This window comes from Providencia sp. AGC89, assembly GCF_053543535.1.
This window is the reverse complement of record NZ_JBIXLP010000046.1, coordinates 66,492-85,098: the sequence shown is the minus strand read 5'-3', so window position 1 is coordinate 85,098 and position 18,607 is coordinate 66,492. Positions and strand designations below refer to the sequence as shown.

Below are 18,607 nucleotides of genomic sequence, written 5' to 3'. Positions count from 1 at the left end.
AGCGTAAAATAAGTGTAATGGTGTATTGTAGGGCATATAACGAAGTGCTAAGAGAGAATTTGTATTAGCATTTGTAAGTAATGGATACATTTATAATGAGTAAGAATGGAATTATATTGAAAGCAGGTGAAGAGGAGACTGTGCCAAATTGTGACACAAAAATGAGAGTGGAATTTACTGGCGTATCAGTATAGTGTCACTAGAATGTCACTATCTGGCACGAATATGTGAGTGTGAAAGCTAATTAATCCCTTAAATCAAATGGTTAATTATGGAAATGAAAACGCTTAATCATTAGGTCGGGGGTTCGAGCCCCCCACAACCCACCAAGTTTTTCAATAAGTTAGGTGTTGGTTGCGTTACTTATGCGTACCATTTGGGACGTGAGCATTAAATATTGTATCAATTTGCTTGGCGTGTTTGGCTAAGTGATCTGGTGTTAAGTGTGCATATCGTAGAACCATTTTAATGTTTTCCCACCCGAAATCCCCATGATAGATTGGGCTTGACTGCATCACCACTTATCCCGAGTACCAAAACGAAAACGGCGACGAATTAGAAAGCGAGGCCCTTGCGATATTCCAAATGGTCACTGGATTGACGTGTGTGTAAATATGCCTAGTAACTTACTCTACAATCAAAAGCAAGCTGAGGCTGAGAGGCTCGCTAAGCTAGAAGCAGAGCGATTAGCGGAAGAAGAAGCTAAACGTGTTGCGGAAGAGGCGGGAAGTGCAGAGCAGGAAGCGGCAGAACAGGTAGAGCAACAATAAAAATTAATGCGCCAACGACTTAAGCTGGCGCATTGGTTTAATCAACTTATTCTATCAAAATAGAGACATTCACATGCCCTTTGTAGGAGCCCGGCTTAACATTGCCTAGAGCGCATAAATTAAAATATAACGACTTAATAAAGTTTTGGCTAGGAAGCGTTGATAACGAGTGGCTGTTTAAGTATGAAATTGCGTCAGATGAGTTAGCATTACAAACAGTATCACTTTGAGAGCTTAATGATGTGGTGATATAAGGCAAGTCTGCTACAGTATTAGCAGTGCTACTCGTTAACACCATTCCCGTGGTGCTATTTTCCACCAGTGCATTCCCGGGGGATAACGTTAAAAAGCCTTCCTTTCCGGCCTCGTTACAGTTTACCTGTATAGACGCTAGGTTACTGGCTAATTTTTTCGGTGTCGGGAAATTCTGACTTAATTGTGTTGGAAAAGTAATATCAGTTTGTGTTATAGGGGTGACTCTGCACGCTTTGAGTGCGGTGATTGTGACGCCATCAGTTTGAGTAAATAATGGGGGATTACTGCGGGAGCCTCCATAGGAGCTAGCCGATAAACGGATACTATTATAAAATGGGAATAATTGATATGTCCCCGGTTTTAACTTACCGCCAACAGCATAAGCAGAATAACTTGATACAGTAAATATGGCTGGGTTTTTTGGGTTTGATGGTTCTTGCATGCCTGTAGCTTTAAAGAAGTTTTTTTGCCCACTTTTGGGGTTTATTCCTAAGTTAGTATCCCCTTTTGCATAGGAACTATTGTAAATATAAAGCCCATTTAATGAGGTGGCTTTTGACCTATTGTAGGTTGCTGAAACATGCTGTATTGACCCATCATAGCGCATAAATTGCGCGTTTAAGGTTCCATTGATGGTGAGAACGATCGCCGGACCCTCAATGTCATCCAAGTTCAAAAAGGGGATGCCCGTTGCGCCTATTTCATCGTAATAGGGTAATGAGAATGAAGAATACTCTTGAGAAGAGACGAATGAATAATTGTCTTCATTGGGGGCAAGATCAGCTCTGGTAGAAAGATAAGCTGTAGTTACTGCAACAGGAGGAACAACCTCTCCTAAATATCCAGTTGCACCAACCGGCACTTTTAAATCAATGGCATGACTCTGTGTGGATAGGGTTAATAAGGTACTGAGCAAGAGTAATGCTTTTTTCATATTCGTTATGCCTGCTGTAGAAAGTCAATATAAGCGTAAAATAAGTATAATAGTGTATTGTAGAGCATATAACGAAATGCTAAGAGAGAATTTGTATTAGCATTTGTAAGTAATGGATACATTTATAATGGGTAAGAGTAGAGTTATATTTTTTATCCGTTCAGCAATGTGTGTTCTGAGTGTATTAGTGAATATGACACTTTGTGTAATAAGATAGAAAAAAGCCGCAGAGAGTGACTTTACTTGCTATATGCATCCAATAAGTCTTGAATACTCACATCCAGAATACCTGTTATCATGGATAGGTCATCTACGAATATTGATTATTTTCCATTTTCATATTGAATATATTTAGTTTCAAGCACGTCTAGGTATTTTATCATTTCTTTAGTTGAGATATTTTGGGCTATCCGCAAGGATTTAATAAATTCACCGAGCTTTTTATTTTTTATAACTCATCCCACCTTTAGATTTGATACCTTGAATACTGAACTCATATTAAGAAAGCCTAATGTGGATTGCTTTTTTTATTTTATATATCAGGTTATTACATTTATTTTTTGTGGGATATAAGCTCGTTGGTATGAATAATTTTGCTTTCTGTCTCAGTTTTATAGAAAACATAGATGAACACTAACTCTTTGTGAGGTGGCTCACTATTTTAATTAATGCAACTGAGCACCAGCAATATAGGAGAAGAAAATGGGTGAGTAAGTGGCTGTGATAAATTGTGACACAAAAGTAATGGGACGTGGTTGGGACTAAGTGATCTTTAAATCATTTTCAAGTATTGTTAAGTGTACCGTTATGGGACGCAATTTCCACTACCTCTGTTAGCTTTTTAATCGGTTTAAACTTTATAGCGTAAAGTGCTTATACGTTATGATTTCATATCATATTACTATATGAGTCAGTAAAGTAGATAGATATAAACACATCATGGTCAACCGCAGAGATTGAAACATTGCAATGTTTCAAATGTTCCATAAATCTTAACAAAGTCACTTTGTTTACGCTAAAAGCGATTGTGTTACCAATATTTTGATTGTTCTTTTAAATAAGGGTAGGTGAACATCATTGTTGTTGATGACTAATGGCCCACCTAGGTCAAACCAAAACTTAAATTTAGGCGTTACTTCAAAAAATAAAATGTCTTTATACCATTTTATGGCATCGTCAAGGCCATCGACATACACATGTACATGGTCTATTGCTGTCAGTTTCATTGCGTACTTCAATAAACATATAGAGTAGGATTCATCAAGGTGAATAATTATGCCAAAAATGATTTTTTAATATTCTATGAGGGGACGGTTGTAGCCTATAAAAAATAATGCCCACCGATAAGTCAAAGATTGTTTAAAAAAGTATGAGATATCTAGGCGAAGCTAACTGAATTTGTTGCTGCATTGGAGAATGTTACACAGGGTTGAGGGTGTTTTTTGATAAGAAAAATAGTTTTTACGCATTTTTCTTGTATTGAATATCAGTTTTTTATGTTTGTGTTGTAACAACGTAGATAGGAACCTAGTTAGCTTAACTTGAAATGCGAGCAATAAGCTAACCTACGGAGTAAAAATGGCAAAGGTAATCACTATTTTTGTATTACTGTACAGTATGAGTTTACCTACTTATGCGATGAAAACCTATCAACTGGATTGCCCTGATCGTGGAATAATGACAGTGCTACATACGAATTATTTAATTACCACTTTGAAATGGGGAAGCGAGTTTTTTGTATCGCGACCGACTATCCGGTATCGCAAGGAAGATGCAAGATATAATATCTACGATTTTTTAAACGGTGATTCTTTGATTAAAACCCTAGGTGACAATAAGCGTTATTATTTTATATATAAAGATGGGGATAGGGTGGAGTGTCATAAGCAAAGTGAAACCCAACTAGTTATTACCCAACTACCTATAGTGCCTTAATAACTGGCTACACCTACCTTTCAATCTTGTTGTGATATTCTAATTCTGATAAGTTTTGCTTCTTCTAATACGCGCTTAGGTAAATAGACTTAATGAAACTTATTTCTTCACTTTTTTGTTCTTTTTTGATTGCTGGGTGTACATTTAATCCTAGTTTTGAAGCGAATAAATCAACATGGCCAAAGCCACATAAAGATCAGCGCACATCTGAACAAAAAAGAATAGATAGAGAAGCTGTACATGAACAACAAAGAGCAGTGATGAGAGGTGAAAAACCAGATTATGGTGTTTTTGATAGGTACTAACTTTTTGTTAAGTGTTTTTTAAAACTGTATGTTATAAACCTTTCTTTTATCACTAAAACAAGTGATTTTCTGGTGGTGAAAACCACCAGTTAAACCATACAATTATATTTCAATACGCCAATATGAATGGCCTCAATACTACCTTGGGGTGACGGTGACTGAGGCTTCATAACCTAATAAATACAAAGCTTGCTCTAAAATATCGAGCTTAGAAGCATAATGGATATCGAGTAAGCGTTCTATCTGCTGCGCATTGATATTTAACCTACGAGCGATATCGAGTCGTTGAATTTTTGAATCTAGCATCGCATTATGTAAGGCAATTTTTAGGCAGCAAGTTATTGGTAGGTAGACAGTGAATGCATTCTCAGTTGGTTGAGTTGGCGTAGGTATTCGTTTTTTCCCTTCAATATACTCTGCAAAAGTGGCTAATAATATTTCTTGGGCTTCTAATTCAACATCTTCTCTACAATAGCTCACACCTTGAAGATCAGGAAAATCAGCAAAACTGATTTCATATGCTCCTTCTTCCTCGACAAACTCGACTGTTGCTTGATAAGTAAACATACCTTTCCTTTTGCTTTTTTAATGAGGGAGGAAGTGTTGCATTTGCTTGAGGGTAAAACAAGGGATAACACATGACTTCCGAGTTTGTATGCTTAACTCTAACCATTATAAGGTAGGCCAAGGAAAAACAGACTAGCTAAAAACCTGATGGGAAGGCCGATAATTTTTTATATGGTCGCCTTAACACAAATGTATCAATAGCGGAATAGTTTTATTCGGAAACTATTAAGAAAGACAAGAAATATATGTGAATTAGGTCACAAACTTAACAATATTTTTAAGCTTAAAATGCAGCAAAATTTGTATCTTTTATAAGCATTATTTTAACTGAATTATTTTAAATAAAATTAATTTATTTTTATTGTTGTTGTTATTGAATTACGGGGTTTACTTAGATTTGGTTTTTAGTCAGCACCATTAGTTAAAATAAAAGTATATAGTAATCTTTGTAAATAATAACATATAGTTATTAGGTGGGCAGTATACAGTTGGGTGCCATTTAAAAAAATAAGTATTGTTACCAGTAAAAATGTGTTTATCGGCAATTATTTTGATCATATTTTGAGTATATTAAAATGATACAAAAAACATATCCTGAACAGAATGTTCTTAATTGAAACCTCTATTTTTTCTCAAAATGATAAAAGAGATTAGTTATCGTAGGTTGATCATTTTATTAAAAAAAATAAATATTCGACTATTTAAATAGAAAAATAAAATCGAATTAATACAAAAATAGACTTTAATGAAGTAATAACAAGATGATTACTGAAAATATAAAATAAACAAAAATATATAACAATAAATTTTAAGTTAAATGAATGATTGATTATATACAATACTCACAAAGTTAATTAATTTTATTAATATTATGATGTGACTATATAATAGACAATGTTTAATGATTCTAATGAAATTTGTGTGGAGTGGCGATAATATGTATGACAATATAATTATTTTTTATCTATACACGATTGAATAATTTTGAATGATGGTTCGTTTTTCAATTAAACACATTGAAAATTAATGACTAAATTTTATTCCCCTTATGCCGATATTGACTTAAATGTAATTTCAACAATTCAGTTTCTCAATACCAAACCTTGATTTGGATCAATATGTTGGTTTTGATGTTGTGATTGGTTTTTATTGCTTAGTTATCACATAAGGAGAGTGAACAGATTGATTAAAATCCTGCCATTTACCTTAGGTTGATTCAAAATGTTGTAGATATTTGGGATAAGATGAAAGAAGATAAAGAAATAATAAAGATTATTTAATGAATTAATGGGTAATCGCCCCAATGGTACAAAAAGAAACATAAGTACCTTGAATAGTTAATTTAGTGGTGCATAATAATTGACGACTAATAATGACATCGGCAAATTCTGACTTTTACTGAAAATGCTAACTTTCTAGTCATTCTTTATTGTTGTAGGTATTCAGGAAATGTATTTAATTTAAGTTTGAAACTTTGTGTTTTTATACTCCAAACTGGGTATTCACCAATGGACAACATGGGAAAGTAATGGAATACATATACCCAATTTAATTACTTTTTATATTTAATAATTTGGCTACACACAATACTTTCAAATTCATATTTGTTCTTTTTGCACACAGATGTTGATAAATATTCGTAAAGGAAAAAAAATGAGCTCGACGACAGATTTTCTGAAGCATATATACGATATTAACCTCTCATATTTGCTATTAGCCCAAAAACTCATCTCTCAAGAGAAAGCCTCTGCGATGTTCCGTTTAGGTATCTCTGATGCAATGGCAACTACTTTAGCAGAACTCACGCTTCCTCAATTAGTCAAATTAGCAGAAACAAACCAGCTAATCTGTCAGTTTAGATTTGAGAATAGCGATACGATAGAAAAGCTAACTCGTGATTCAAGGGTGGATGAATTGCAACAAATTCATACAGGTATCTTACTTTCGACCCGATTATTGCAAACGCATAATGAAGGCGACAATGAAATAGCGAGAAAAAGATGAGTACCGCAGCTGAGAAAAGTATTGTTAAAGAAGCGAATGATATTCGCTTAGCAATGGAGTTAATCTCTTTAGGGGCTCGTCTTCAAATGTTAGAAAGCGAAACTCAAATCAGTCGTGGCCGATTAGTTCGTTTGTACAAAGAGCTAAGAGGCTGCCCTCCACCAAAAGGAATGCTACCTTTTTCGACAGATTGGTTTATGACATGGGAGCAAAATATTCATTCATCCATGTTTTATAATGCTTATCAATTTTTACTCAAAAGTGGCCAATGCAAAGGGGTTGATGCCATATTAAAAGCGTATCGGTTATACCTTGAGCAATGTATTCCAGAGCCTGATCAGGAACCTTTGTTAGCTTTAACGCGTGCTTGGACGCTTGTCCGTTTTGTTGAAAGTGGCATGTTGCAAAGTTCACAATGCAGTTGTTGCCATGGGTCATTTATTACTTATGCACATATCCCTGAAAACAGTTTCACTTGCAGTTTATGCCAGCCGCCATCAAGAGCAATAAAAAAACGTAAACTTTCCGAGCATCTAGCCGATATTACGGTATATCGACAGGATGGCATTACTAAAGCGGTAATGTAATTGGATTGATTGGTCAACAGGCAAAGCTTTTTGCCTGTCATTTCCAAAATTCCCTTTGACTGCCATCTGTTAACCAACGGAGTGAAAGGGAATATTGTGTTAATACTCATCGGGTATCTCATTGTTACAGTAGCGGTTATTGGCGGATATATAATGGTCGGTGGCCATTTAGGTGCGTTATATCAACCAGCTGAATTTGTCATTATTTTAGGCGCAGGTTTAGGTGCGTTTGTTGTTGGTAACAGTGGCAAATCTATCATCGCTTTGTGCAAAGTATTACCAAAACTCTTTCGCCGTTCTTCTTATAACAAAACCATGTCGATGGATTTAATGGCGTTGTTATTTCAATTACTCAATAAATCACGTCAACAAGGGTTACTTGCCCTTGAGAAAGATATTGAGAACCCGCAAGAAAGTGAAATTTTTTCCCAATACCCTCGTATTTTAAAAGATGAAACAACCATGATGTTTGTGGTGGATTATTTGCGTCTGATGGTAAGTAGTAACTTACAAAGCCATGAAATTGAGGCGTTAATGGATGAAGAATTAGAAACCTTTCGTCAAGAAAATGAAGTCCCAGCTTCAGGTTTAAACATGGTTGGAGACTCGATGCCTGCATTCGGGATTGTTGCTGCAGTTTTAGGCGTGGTGAATGCGCTTGGCTCGGCCGACCGTCCTGCGGGAGAGTTAGGCGCTTTAATTGCCCATGCAATGGTTGGGACATTTTTAGGTATTTTAGTCGCTTACGGATTTATTCTGCCATTAGCAGCACTGATTAGGCAGCGTAGTAGCGAACAACTGAAAATGATGGAGTGCATTAAGGTGACCTTTCTTTCAGCATTACAAGGTTATGCGCCGCAAATCGCCGTTGAGTTTGGTCGTAAAGTACTCTTTAGCGTAGATAGACCTTCCTTTGTTGAACTTGAGGATAGAGTTCGTGAGGTGAAAGTAGGCGCTCGCACACAAGAAACGACTGAGGAGTAGCATTAGGATGGCAGCCAATACTCCTCATATTATCCGAGTTAAAAAGCGTAATTCACATCGGCAAAGTGGCCATGGCGGTTCATGGAAAATTGCTTATGCCGATTTTATGACTGCAATGATGGCGTTCTTTCTCGTGATGTGGCTGATCTCAATTTCAAGTCCTCAGGAACTGACTCAGATTGCTGAGTATTTTCGCACCCCATTAAGTACCGCAATTAACCCAGGTAAAAAAAGTGGGGATGCTACAAACCCAATTCCCGGTGGTGGTAAAGACCCTATTTTCCGCGAAGGGGATGTGATGCCAGAACCAAACAATATTATTGACGGTGACGCAAATTATCGCTTTGAAAAATTAAAAAAGTCCCTTGAACAAGCCATTTTAAAAGACCCTCGTTTGAACGAATTAAAACCACATTTGCTCATTGATATGATTAATGATGGTTTACGTATCCAAATTGTTGATAGTGAAAATCGACCCATGTTTAAAGTGGGGTCTGCCACTGTTGAGCCTTATATGCGCGATATCCTACGTGCGATTGCACCGCTTCTGAATGATGTCCCAAACCGTATCAGCATTTCCGGTCATACGGATGATTTACCTTATGCTAATGGGGCAAATTATAGTAACTGGGAGCTGTCATCTGACCGAGCAAACGCTTCTCGTCGTGAGTTAATTCGTGGAGGGATGGATGAAAACAAGGTACTACGAGTTGTAGGAATGGCATCTGCAATCCATTTAGATACCGAAGATGGACTTGCACCTATTAACCGCCGGATAAGCATTATCGTGTTAAATGATGAAGATGCAAAACAAATATTACGTGAATACAGTGGGGCAAAACCCATCAACGATGTGCTGAATAAACCGCAAAAAATATCGTCTGACCCCATTGTGGATGAAATATCTGCGGTAAAAATACCGTGATAAATCATAGTAATTTGAATTTATTACATGATTTGTTTAGTTGTCTGCCGGTCATTCCGGCAGACAGCGTTAAGTGAAACCTAAGCGAAACTGGATAAAAACCATGGATATTACCGAGTTTTATCAAACATTTTTCGATGAAGCCGATGAGTTGCTCAGGGATATGGAACAACATTTACTTGAGCTTGATCCTTTTGACCCGGACAGCGAACAGCTAAATGCCATTTTCCGCAGTGCCCATTCAATAAAAGGAGGAGCTGCAACCTTTGGTTTCACTCAGTTGCAAAACACCACTCATACATTGGAAAACTTGCTGGATAAAGCGCGTCATGATGAGTTAACGCTCACACCTGACATCATTGACGTATTTCTTGATGCAAAAGATGTAATGGCGTCACAGTTAGATGCGTATAAAAATGATTCTTTACCTGATGAGGAAACATTTAAGCGGATTTGCGAGGTCCTTAGCCGGGTTGAAAACCATGCTGAGGAGGTCACTGAGCTAGCTCCATCGCAAACGGAACAATTAGTTGAAACTGAGATTGCAGAAACGGCCACGTCACAAGGCGAGTTTTCACACTATTTTATGATCACATTAAATCAACTAAAAGAAAGTGAAGTTGATTTACTTGCCGATGAATTAAGTTTATTTGGCAATCTGTACCACACTGAAAAAACCGCTGATAGCCTACAGGCTTGGCTTGGAACTAATACAGATATTGATGATATTTGTGGCGTATTATGTTTTGTGGTTGACGAGTCACAAATTACTCATCAAACGGTCTCTTTTAGCGACTGCCAGGCTGTTGCTCCTGAAAAAATCACTGCTAGTGAACCTGACAACCAAGCCAACGCCAACGTTGTTGAGCCGAAGGAAGAAACTAAGCCAGTAGCCACATCACCGGCTACTGCTGTAACAACGAATACATCGAAAAAACCTGCTGTAGCTAAACCCAAAGGGGACTCTAGCAGTATTCGTGTTGCAGTCGAAAAAGTTGACCAACTGATTAACTTAGTTGGCGAGCTAGTCATTATCCAATCTATGTTGACGCAACATAGCCAGCAAGTAGACCAAAACGAATACAGCGATTTATTAAGTTCGATTGTGCAATTAGAGCGGAATTCACGGGCATTACAAGAATCTGTTATGTCTATTCGCATGATGCCAATGGATTATGTCTTTAGCCGTTTTCCTCGCATGGTACGCGATATTGCATCGAAATTAGGCAAAAAAATCGAACTCAAAGTGGAAGGTAGCTCCACGGAGCTAGATAAAAGCTTAATAGAGCGGATTGTTGACCCGCTAAATCATTTGGTACGCAATAGTCTTGATCACGGAATTGAAAAACCAGAAGTTCGGTTAGCCAATGGTAAACCAGAAGCTGGCACATTAACGTTGGCTGCGGCACATCAGAGCGGCAATATTTGCATTGAAGTTCGTGATGATGGTGCGGGGTTAAACCGTGAACGCATTTTGGCAAAAGCCAAGTCTCAAGGCATGAATGTGCATGACGGGATGAGCAATGATGAAGTAGCCATGCTGATTATGGCACCCGGTTTTTCAACTGCTGAGGTCGTGACGGATGTCTCTGGTCGGGGTGTTGGAATGGATGTTGTTAAGCGGAACATTCAAGACATGGGAGGGCGTATTCAGATAGGTTTCACCGAAGGTAAAGGGACAATCATCCGTATTTTACTCCCCTTAACTTTGGCTATTCTCGATGGTATGTCCGTAAAAGTTGCGGAAGACGTATTTATCGTGCCGTTAAGCGCCATCATCAGCACATTACAACCACGTCAGGAAGATATTTACCGTTTAGCGGGTGAAGAAAAAATGTTGCTTGTGCGTGGAGAATACTTACCACTCGTTGAATTACATAATGTTTTTTCAATTGACGGGGCTGAACGCCATTTAGATAACAGCATTGTGTTGATTATCCAAAATGCAGGTCATCGCTTTGCCTTATTAGTTGACAAGCTAGTAGGACAACAACAAGTGGTGGTGAAAAATATTGAAAGTAATTATCGCAAGATCCCAGGTATTTCTGCAGCAACAATTATGGGCGATGGCTCTGTTGCATTGATTTTAGATGTGGCCGAGCTGCAAAGAATGAATAACAGCATTTTGATTAAAAAGAAACAACAGGTTTCTCAACCTGTCGTGCACTAAATAGAGGCCATACACCATGTCTATGTTAGATGATGATTTAAATAAACACGAAGAAGAAAAGAACGGCGAAGGCTATCTTATTTTCACTTTAGGTGAAGAAGAGTACGGCATTGAAATTTTAAAAGTGCAGGAAATTCGTGGCTATGAGCAGGTTACTCGTATCGCGAATACACCAGATTTTATTAAGGGCGTGACCAATTTACGTGGTGTGATTATCCCTATTATTGATTTACGCGTGAAATTCTCCCATGAAAACGTGGTGTATAACGATAATACCGTTGTCATTGTGGTGAATTTAAAAGACCGAGTCGTTGGAATTGTTGTGGATGGTGTTTCTGATGTGCTGGTATTAAATGAAGAACAAATCGCACCGCCACCTGATTTTGCAGTGACCTTATCGACACAATATTTAACAGGTCTTGGGACAGTTAATGACCGTATGTTGATATTAGTCGATATTGAAAAGTTACTAACAAGCGATGAAATGGCACTAATTGACAGCATGGCTGAGTAATTCTCAGCCTAACTATTTGTGCAAATAATAATAAGTCATTGGCTAAAGTTTTTGGCTTGATGACCGATATCCAAAATACAACAAAATTATGTTAGTAAAACGTCATGTACAGTCGAATTAAAATCGTATCAGGACTTTTGTCCGTCATTTTTATCTTTATTTTACTGCAGCTGGTATCCAGTGGTTTGATGTTTACCAAACTGGGCGATAACAGCGACAGTATAAATTACTTGAATTCATTACAACGCCAAAGGCAAGTCTTAACAGAAAGTTGGGTTAATTTATTACAAGCTCGAGCTAATTTAAATCGGTCAATTAACGCTTATTTATTAGAAGGGCGCAAAATTCAAGACGATGCCACCAATGAAGAGCTGATTAAGGCTGCGAAAAATAACTTCAAAGCGGCGGATGGTGCTTATGACCGTTATAAGAAGCTAATGCAAAGTTCGGATTATGATAAAGCCAAATTTGAACAGCTTTTTAACACTTATGAAACCTACCGAAATGCACTAATTAAGCTAGGTGAATATGCAGAAAAAGGTGATTTAGAAGGTTTTTATGCCCATAGAACCTCAGGGCATCAAGTGAAATTTGAAGAGCAATTTAACGCATACTTTGCTGATATCTCCTCTGACTTTCAAGCCGAAGTCGTAAATGCAGACAATAATTATCGCCAGTCATTATATATGTTGATGACGTTATCGATTGCGTTAGCCTTTATTGGTTTCTTCAGTTATCGCTATGTTCGTAAGGGAATTATTGAACCTCTCAGTTTATTAAACCAACGAATTCAAGTCTTTGCTTCAGGGGATTTGACGCCAAATATAACCACAACGGCGAACAATGAAATTGGTGAGTTGGCGAATGGTGTCCAGCACATGCAGCAGGAGTTGATTAATACAGTGCGTGGCGTATTGGATGGTAGCGAAACTATTTACCAAGGCACTACTGAGATTGCTGCGGGTAATAATGATTTATCTGCACGAACAGAGCAACAAGTAGCTTGCTTGGAAGAGACTTCTGCCAGTATGAGTGAGCTGACGGCAACGGTGAAACAAAACACTGAGTATGCACATCAAGCCAGTGAATTTGCTAGCCAAGCATCGGTTATTGCGAAAGAGGGCGGTAAGGTTGTTTCCAATGTGGTGAGTACCATGTTGAACATTGCGGATAGCTCGCAAAAAATTTCTGATATTACCGCCGTCATTGACAGCATTGCCTTCCAAACCAATATCTTAGCATTGAATGCAGCAGTAGAAGCTGCACGAGCGGGTGAGCATGGGCGCGGGTTTGCAGTCGTTGCCGATGAAGTGCGTAACTTAGCTCAGCGTAGTGCGGATGCGGCAAAAGAAATTAAAACGCTTATTGAAGATTCAGTATCAAGAACGGATACCGGGGCACGCCAAGCCGAAGACGCAGGTGAGACAATGACTAAAATTGTCGAATCGGTTACCCGTGTGACAGACATTATGACTCATATTGCAACGGCTTCCGATGAGCAAAGCAAAGGGATTGCCCAAGTCAGCATCGCCGTAGCCGAAATGGATAAAGTCACACAGCAAAACGCGTCTTTAGTTGAGCAATCGGCAGTTGCTGCCAATGTATTGGAAGAACAAGTCGCGAAACTGTCGCAATTGATTTCTATCTTCCGCTTACCACCATTAAAACAAAGTGAAATACGTAATATTAAACCGGCAGAAAGAACGGTTTCGAATATCGTTAAAACGCCGGATTTAACAAAAATATCATCGAAGGAACATAAAGATGATGACAATTGGGAAACTTTCTAACGATTAAGCTCAGTTTTACGCTGCAAAGCTTCGGTTTTGCAGCGTTTCTGTGCATTAGAAAACAAGGCAATGTATTAGGCGATCAGTTCTCTTAGCTGGCACAAGTGGGGATTTCAATGTTTGGTAAAAATATCCGGATTTCAGTGAGTTTATATCTACTTCTCATTTTATTTTGTGGGATGCAGATCGTGTCTAGCGGGGTTTCTGTTGGAATAGTTGTTAGTGAATTAAATTCATTGGAACGCATCGATTTAGGGTCAAATAAGCGTGCACTATTAGAAGAAACGAATAAACACTTAATGCAGGCACGTAACAGCCTGACGCAAATTGCATTACTGAATAAAGTTGGGGGGCATGAGCCTCTGATAGAAGAAACACAGGTGACATTCGATAATTTACTAGCGGAAGCGGCTAAAGATTACACCGAATTTAAAAACCAGCCAATCCTTAGTGAAGAAGAGAACCTCGCGGCGCTGGATGAAAGGTACCAAGCTTTTGTTATCACATTAAAAGCGTTAAAAACGCATTTAGATAATAAAGATGTTCCAGCTTACATTGCCTTACCCGCTCAAGAAAACCAAGAACAACTTGAAGCAGGGATTCGCGATTACCTCGATTTACTGAAAATCGAGAATGAAGAGTCTTTATCTGCGGCAAGGATGTACAACACCTTCGCTTGGAGCTCATTTATCTCTGTTATCGTGATCATCATAGTAGTCATCGCATTTGCCCACTATTGGATGAAACGCAAGGTAATCACTCCTCTTAAAAGTATGGGAGAACACTTTGCATTAGTCGCAGATGGGAAATTAAACCAAACTATCGAAGTGAAAACGGGTGATGAAATTGGCGAGGTTTTTGGCAAGTTAAAGCAAATGCAAGAGTCTTTAGTCACATCAGTGACAGCGCTGCGTTCAAATACCGACCAAATGTATACGGGTATCCGCGAAATTGCTTTAGGCAATAATAATTTATCCTCACGTACTGAGCAGCAAGCCGCATCTTTGGAAGAAACGGCGGCTAGTATGGAAGAGCTGACAGCAACGGTTAAGCAAAACGCAGACAACGCGCGTCAGGCGAGTGAATTGGCGGTGAGTGCTTCTAAGACGGCAACGAAAGGGGGCGAAATTACAGAAGATGTCATCGATACCATGACGTCGATTGCAAACAGCTCTCAAAAAATCAGTGCCATTATTAGTGTGATTGATGGTATTGCTTTCCAAACTAACATCTTAGCGCTAAATGCTGCTGTTGAAGCTGCGCGAGCGGGTGAACAAGGGCGAGGTTTCTCTGTTGTTGCAGGGGAGGTTAGGGCCTTAGCCCAGCGCAGTGCCGAAGCCGCCAAAGAAATTAAAACTCTTATTGATGAGTCCGTGGGCCGTGTAAGTCAAGGTTCTCAATTAGTGAATGAAGCGGGTACCACAATGAGTGAGTTGGTTGCAGCTGTTAACCAAGTTACTGAATTGATGGGAAATATTGCTTCAGCCTCAAATGAACAAAGTCGGGGTATTGAGCAAGTAGCTACCGCTGTAAGCCAAATGGATCTTGTCACCCAGCAAAACGCAGCTTTAGTGGAACAATCTACTAGTGCTACTGCTGCCTTAGAAGATCAGGCCAACAACTTAGTTGATACCGTTGCGTTCTTTGAACTCCCCGAAAATGGGACTCAGCGAATTCGACGTTGAGTAGATGAGTTTTAATTTACAGTTTTAAGTGAATCAATTTATTGGTTTTCGGCTGAGGAAGTGAAACACAATTTTCATTTCCTCCGCCATCAAGAGCAGCCTGAATATCCGGCTGCTTCTGGGTTTTTATTGAATAGGACGACAAGTACGATGCTTTTTGTACCACAGGTGGAACCACTGACTGATGATGAGTTTAGTCGGGTTTGTCGATTTATTCATAAAAAATCAGGCATTGTCCTTACCATGAATAAAAAAAATATGGTCTATAACCGGCTATTAAAGAGGTTAAGGGATTGTAATATCGGCAATTTTTCGGATTATTTGCGGATGTTAGAGCGTGAACCTCAGCATCCAGAGTGGCAAGCTTTTGTAAATGCTTTAACCACCAATTTAACGGCCTTTTTCCGCGAACCGCATCATTTTGTGACGCTGGCGGAGTTTATCCGTACACGGAAAAACAGCCCTATTAATGTTTGGTGTGCAGCTTCTTCGACTGGTGAGGAACCCTACTCTATCGCCATGACACTGAGTGATGTTCTGGGGCCTAATGCTGTTAATGCCAAAGTGATTGCTAGTGATATTGACACTGAAGTCTTGGAAAGAGCTAAGCAGGGTGTATACCGCATTGAAGAGTTGAAGAACCTAAGTGCATTACAGCGACAGCGCTATTTTATGAAAGGTGTTGGTGAGTTTGATGGCTATGCCCGAGTGAAACCCGCATTACGGCAAATGATTGAATTTCGTTACTTAAATCTTAGCGACCATGACTGGCAATTACAGCATCGTTTTGACGCTATTTTTTGCCGTAATGTCATGATTTATTTTGATAAAGAAATGCAAATGAAAATGCTAGAGCGTTTTGTTCCATTGCTTAAGCCAGATGGTTTGTTATTTATTGGACATTCAGAAAATTTATCTCAGTTATCGCAAAGTTTTGTGATTAAAGGGCAAACCGTCTACAGCTTGCAAGCTGCGAGGAGGGGGTAATGAAAAAAATTAAAGTGCTATGTGTGGATGACTCAGCACTGATGCGTCAATTAATGCGCGAAATTATTAATAGTCATGAAGACATGGTAGTGGTGGATACCGCACCAGATCCTTATGTTGCACGTGACTTAATTAAACAACATGAGCCTGATGTCATTACGCTAGACGTCGAAATGCCACGTATGGATGGTATTGATTTCTTAGAAAAATTAATGCGTTTACACCCAATGCCCGTCGTCATGGTTTCGACATTAACCTCTAAAGGTTCCGAAGTGACGTTAAAAGCACTGGAATTAGGCGCGGTAGATTTTGTCACCAAACCGCAAATTGGTATCCGTGAAACGATGATCAGTTATCGCGATGTGATTGGTGAAAAAATTCGTGCAGCGGCGATGTCAAAAATTACACAGCGCAGTCGTTTTACGCGTGCAGAGAAAAAAGTTACAGAGCCGATTTCACAGGCTAAAGCTTTGTCTCCATATGTTTGTAATAGCCGAGTCATTGCGGTTGGTGCATCGACTGGGGGGACAGAGGCGATACGTCAATTTCTTGAAATGCTCCCTAAAGAGTGCCCGCCCGTAGTGATCACCCAGCATATGCCCGCAGGGTTTACTCGCTCGTTTGCTGAAAGACTAAATAAACTTTGCGTGTTGACAGTCAAAGAAGCGGAACACAACGAATTGCTGCAAAAAGGCCATGCGTACATTGCTCCTGGCGACTCACATATGCTAATTGCAGATAAAGGCAAAGGTTTTCAAGTCATTTTGCAACAGAGTGAGCCGGTTAACCGCCATCGCCCATCTGTTGATGTGTTATTTGATTCTGTTGCCCAGTGTGTTGGCCGAAAATGTATTGGCATTTTGCTGACAGGAATGGGAATGGATGGGGCAAAAGGGCTACTTAATTTACGCCAGCAGGGGGCTATCACTTATGCGCAAAACGAAAGTAGTTGCGTTGTATTTGGTATGCCGCGTGCTGCGATAGAAATGGATGCGGCGGATGAGGTGCAAGATATTCTTAAAATTGCCCCTAGCGTTTTAGCAAGACTTTCTTCTGTGTCGGTTTAACGATGCAGAAATTCACAATTGTTTTTTGAAGGAGTGGTTATGGCCGCTAAAGATCTCAGTTTTTTGGTTGTCGATGATTTTTCTACAATGCGTCGTATCGTCCGTAACTTATTAAAAGAGCTCGGGTTTAATAAAATAGAAGAAGCAGAAGACGGCGTTGATGCATTAGAGAAGATCCGCACAGGCAATATCGATTTTGTTGTTGCAGATTGGAACATGCCAAATATGGATGGTTTAGAACTGCTTAAAACTATCCGTGGTGATGATGCCCTGAAACATATTCCAGTTCTAATGGTCACCGCAGAAGCCAAAAAGGAAAATATTATTGCAGCCGCACAAGCAGGAGCAAGTGGTTATGTGGTTAAGCCGTTTACCGCAGCTATCTTGGAAGAAAAATTAAATAAAGTTTTTGAAAAAATGGGTCTGCAATAAACGCGTATACCAAAGGAGATTGTCATGACAGAACAGTGTGGTATCGGGAGCAATCGCAATGGTAATGATGATTTAAAACAAGTCATTACGCGGATTGGTACCTTAATGAGAACGCTAAGAGAGAGCATGCGAGAGCTTGGTCTTGAAAAAAGTGTTCAACAGGCGGTTGCCAGCATTCCTGATGGTAAAGATAGGTTACGTTATATTGCTCAAATGACTGCGCAAGCAGCAGAAAAAACGTTAAATGGCATTGATGTTATCAAGCCATTACAAGTTGATATGAATAAAAACGCACAAGCGTTACAACAGCAATGGCAAGAAGCGGAAAATGATGCTGTCCCGGCTCAATTGCGACAATCAACAGAGGCATTTTTAAGCCAAGTGATCCAAGACAGCGAAACGACTAAAGCTGAACTACTTGAAATTATGATGGCGCAAGATTTCCAAGATTTAACAGGGCAAGTCATCAAAAAAATGATGGAAGTTGTTGAAGAAGCGGAAAAACAATTACTGGCTTTGTTGATGGAGAATACGCCACCAGAAATGCGCGTCAAAACGCAAAATGAAGGTTTGCTCAATGGGCCTCAAATTAATAAAGAAGGTGTGAACGTAATGGCATCACAGTCACAGGTTGATGATCTTCTTGATGAACTCGGTTTCTAACCGAACATTTTAAGCCTTTGTTTATGGAGCTAC

The 18,607-nt window shown here is 39.1% G+C and carries 18 protein-coding genes and 1 pseudogene; 15 read left to right on the top strand and 4 right to left on the bottom strand.

Features of this window, described 5'->3' with window-relative positions:
* Positions 1-359 precede the first annotated feature (359 nt).
* Positions 360-482, bottom strand: a pseudogene (locus ACIPUA_RS07760) (integrase); the annotation flags it as partial.
* Positions 483-614: 132 nt separating this feature from the next.
* Here ACIPUA_RS07760 and ACIPUA_RS07755 point away from each other — a divergent pair.
* The gene (locus ACIPUA_RS07755) at positions 615-770 is read left to right on the top strand and encodes a hypothetical protein (protein ID WP_155405751.1); all 156 of its coding nucleotides are present in this window, start codon (positions 615-617) and stop codon (positions 768-770) included.
* Between the two features lie 46 nt (positions 771-816).
* On the opposite strand, the gene ACIPUA_RS07750 is transcribed toward ACIPUA_RS07755, so the two are convergent.
* Complete coding sequence (locus ACIPUA_RS07750; RefSeq protein WP_449059530.1) at positions 817-1,959, bottom strand: hypothetical protein; 1,143 nt, start codon at positions 1,957-1,959, stop codon at positions 817-819.
* A gap of 1,010 nt (positions 1,960-2,969) precedes the next feature.
* Positions 2,970-3,185 carry a hypothetical protein gene (locus ACIPUA_RS07745; protein WP_048606782.1) on the bottom strand — a complete coding sequence of 72 codons (216 nt, stop codon included), beginning with the start codon at positions 3,183-3,185 and terminating at the stop codon, positions 2,970-2,972.
* A gap of 352 nt (positions 3,186-3,537) precedes the next feature.
* Between ACIPUA_RS07745 and ACIPUA_RS07740 the strand changes: the two genes are divergently transcribed.
* Positions 3,538-3,894 (top strand): hypothetical protein, encoded by a 357-nt coding sequence (locus ACIPUA_RS07740; protein ID WP_042844291.1) that lies wholly within the window; start codon positions 3,538-3,540, stop codon positions 3,892-3,894.
* 92 nt (positions 3,895-3,986) lie between these two features.
* Complete coding sequence (locus tag ACIPUA_RS07735; protein ID WP_129465768.1) at positions 3,987-4,199, top strand: AAA family ATPase; 213 nt, start codon at positions 3,987-3,989, stop codon at positions 4,197-4,199.
* Positions 4,200-4,337: 138 nt separating this feature from the next.
* Here the strand turns inward: ACIPUA_RS07735 and ACIPUA_RS07730 are convergent, their stop codons facing one another.
* Positions 4,338-4,766 (bottom strand): antitoxin HicB, encoded by a 429-nt coding sequence (locus ACIPUA_RS07730; RefSeq protein WP_042844289.1) that lies wholly within the window; start codon positions 4,764-4,766, stop codon positions 4,338-4,340.
* Between the two features lie 1,653 nt (positions 4,767-6,419).
* On the opposite strand from ACIPUA_RS07730, the gene flhD reads away from it, so the two are divergent.
* The 12 genes from flhD (at position 6,420) to ACIPUA_RS07670 (ending at position 18,574) form a co-directional block, all read left to right on the top strand.
* Positions 6,420-6,770 carry a flagellar transcriptional regulator FlhD gene (gene flhD, locus ACIPUA_RS07725; protein ID WP_042844288.1) on the top strand — a complete coding sequence of 117 codons (351 nt, stop codon included), beginning with the start codon at positions 6,420-6,422 and terminating at the stop codon, positions 6,768-6,770.
* A complete protein-coding gene (flhC, locus tag ACIPUA_RS07720; protein WP_042844287.1) occupies positions 6,767-7,357 on the top strand; it encodes a flagellar transcriptional regulator FlhC in 591 nt (196 codons plus the stop codon). The genes flhD and flhC overlap by 4 nt, the downstream gene beginning before the upstream one ends.
* A 96-nt stretch (positions 7,358-7,453) precedes the next feature.
* The gene (gene motA / locus ACIPUA_RS07715; protein WP_042844286.1) at positions 7,454-8,341 is read left to right on the top strand and encodes a flagellar motor stator protein MotA; all 888 of its coding nucleotides are present in this window, start codon (positions 7,454-7,456) and stop codon (positions 8,339-8,341) included.
* Positions 8,342-8,348: 7 nt separating this feature from the next.
* Positions 8,349-9,266 (top strand): flagellar motor protein MotB, encoded by a 918-nt coding sequence (motB, locus tag ACIPUA_RS07710; protein ID WP_042844285.1) that lies wholly within the window; start codon positions 8,349-8,351, stop codon positions 9,264-9,266.
* Positions 9,267-9,369: 103 nt separating this feature from the next.
* Positions 9,370-11,436, top strand: coding sequence for a chemotaxis protein CheA (gene cheA, locus ACIPUA_RS07705; protein WP_042844284.1), 2,067 nt, complete (start codon positions 9,370-9,372; stop codon positions 11,434-11,436).
* 16 nt (positions 11,437-11,452) lie between these two features.
* Positions 11,453-11,950: a chemotaxis protein CheW gene (gene cheW / locus ACIPUA_RS07700; RefSeq protein ID WP_042844283.1), complete on the top strand. Its 498-nt coding sequence runs from the start codon at positions 11,453-11,455 to the stop codon at positions 11,948-11,950.
* A 104-nt stretch (positions 11,951-12,054) separates the two neighbouring features.
* Positions 12,055-13,740, top strand: a complete 1,686-nt coding sequence (locus ACIPUA_RS07695; RefSeq protein ID WP_042844282.1) for a methyl-accepting chemotaxis protein — start codon at positions 12,055-12,057, stop codon at positions 13,738-13,740.
* A gap of 116 nt (positions 13,741-13,856) precedes the next feature.
* On the top strand, positions 13,857-15,425 hold the full coding sequence (locus ACIPUA_RS07690) for a methyl-accepting chemotaxis protein (protein ID WP_042844281.1): 1,569 nt from the start codon (positions 13,857-13,859) through the stop codon (positions 15,423-15,425).
* 150 nt (positions 15,426-15,575) lie between these two features.
* The gene (locus ACIPUA_RS07685) at positions 15,576-16,412 is read left to right on the top strand and encodes a CheR family methyltransferase (protein ID WP_042844279.1); all 837 of its coding nucleotides are present in this window, start codon (positions 15,576-15,578) and stop codon (positions 16,410-16,412) included.
* Complete coding sequence (locus ACIPUA_RS07680) at positions 16,412-17,479, top strand: protein-glutamate methylesterase/protein-glutamine glutaminase (RefSeq protein WP_042844278.1); 1,068 nt, start codon at positions 16,412-16,414, stop codon at positions 17,477-17,479. The genes ACIPUA_RS07685 and ACIPUA_RS07680 overlap by 1 nt, the downstream gene beginning before the upstream one ends.
* A gap of 39 nt (positions 17,480-17,518) precedes the next feature.
* Positions 17,519-17,911, top strand: a complete 393-nt coding sequence (gene cheY, locus ACIPUA_RS07675; protein ID WP_034782834.1) for a chemotaxis response regulator CheY — start codon at positions 17,519-17,521, stop codon at positions 17,909-17,911.
* A gap of 24 nt (positions 17,912-17,935) precedes the next feature.
* Entirely contained in the window at positions 17,936-18,574 is a 639-nt protein-coding gene (locus ACIPUA_RS07670; RefSeq protein ID WP_042844277.1) for a protein phosphatase CheZ, read from the top strand.
* The last annotated feature ends 33 nt before the right edge of the window (positions 18,575-18,607 follow it).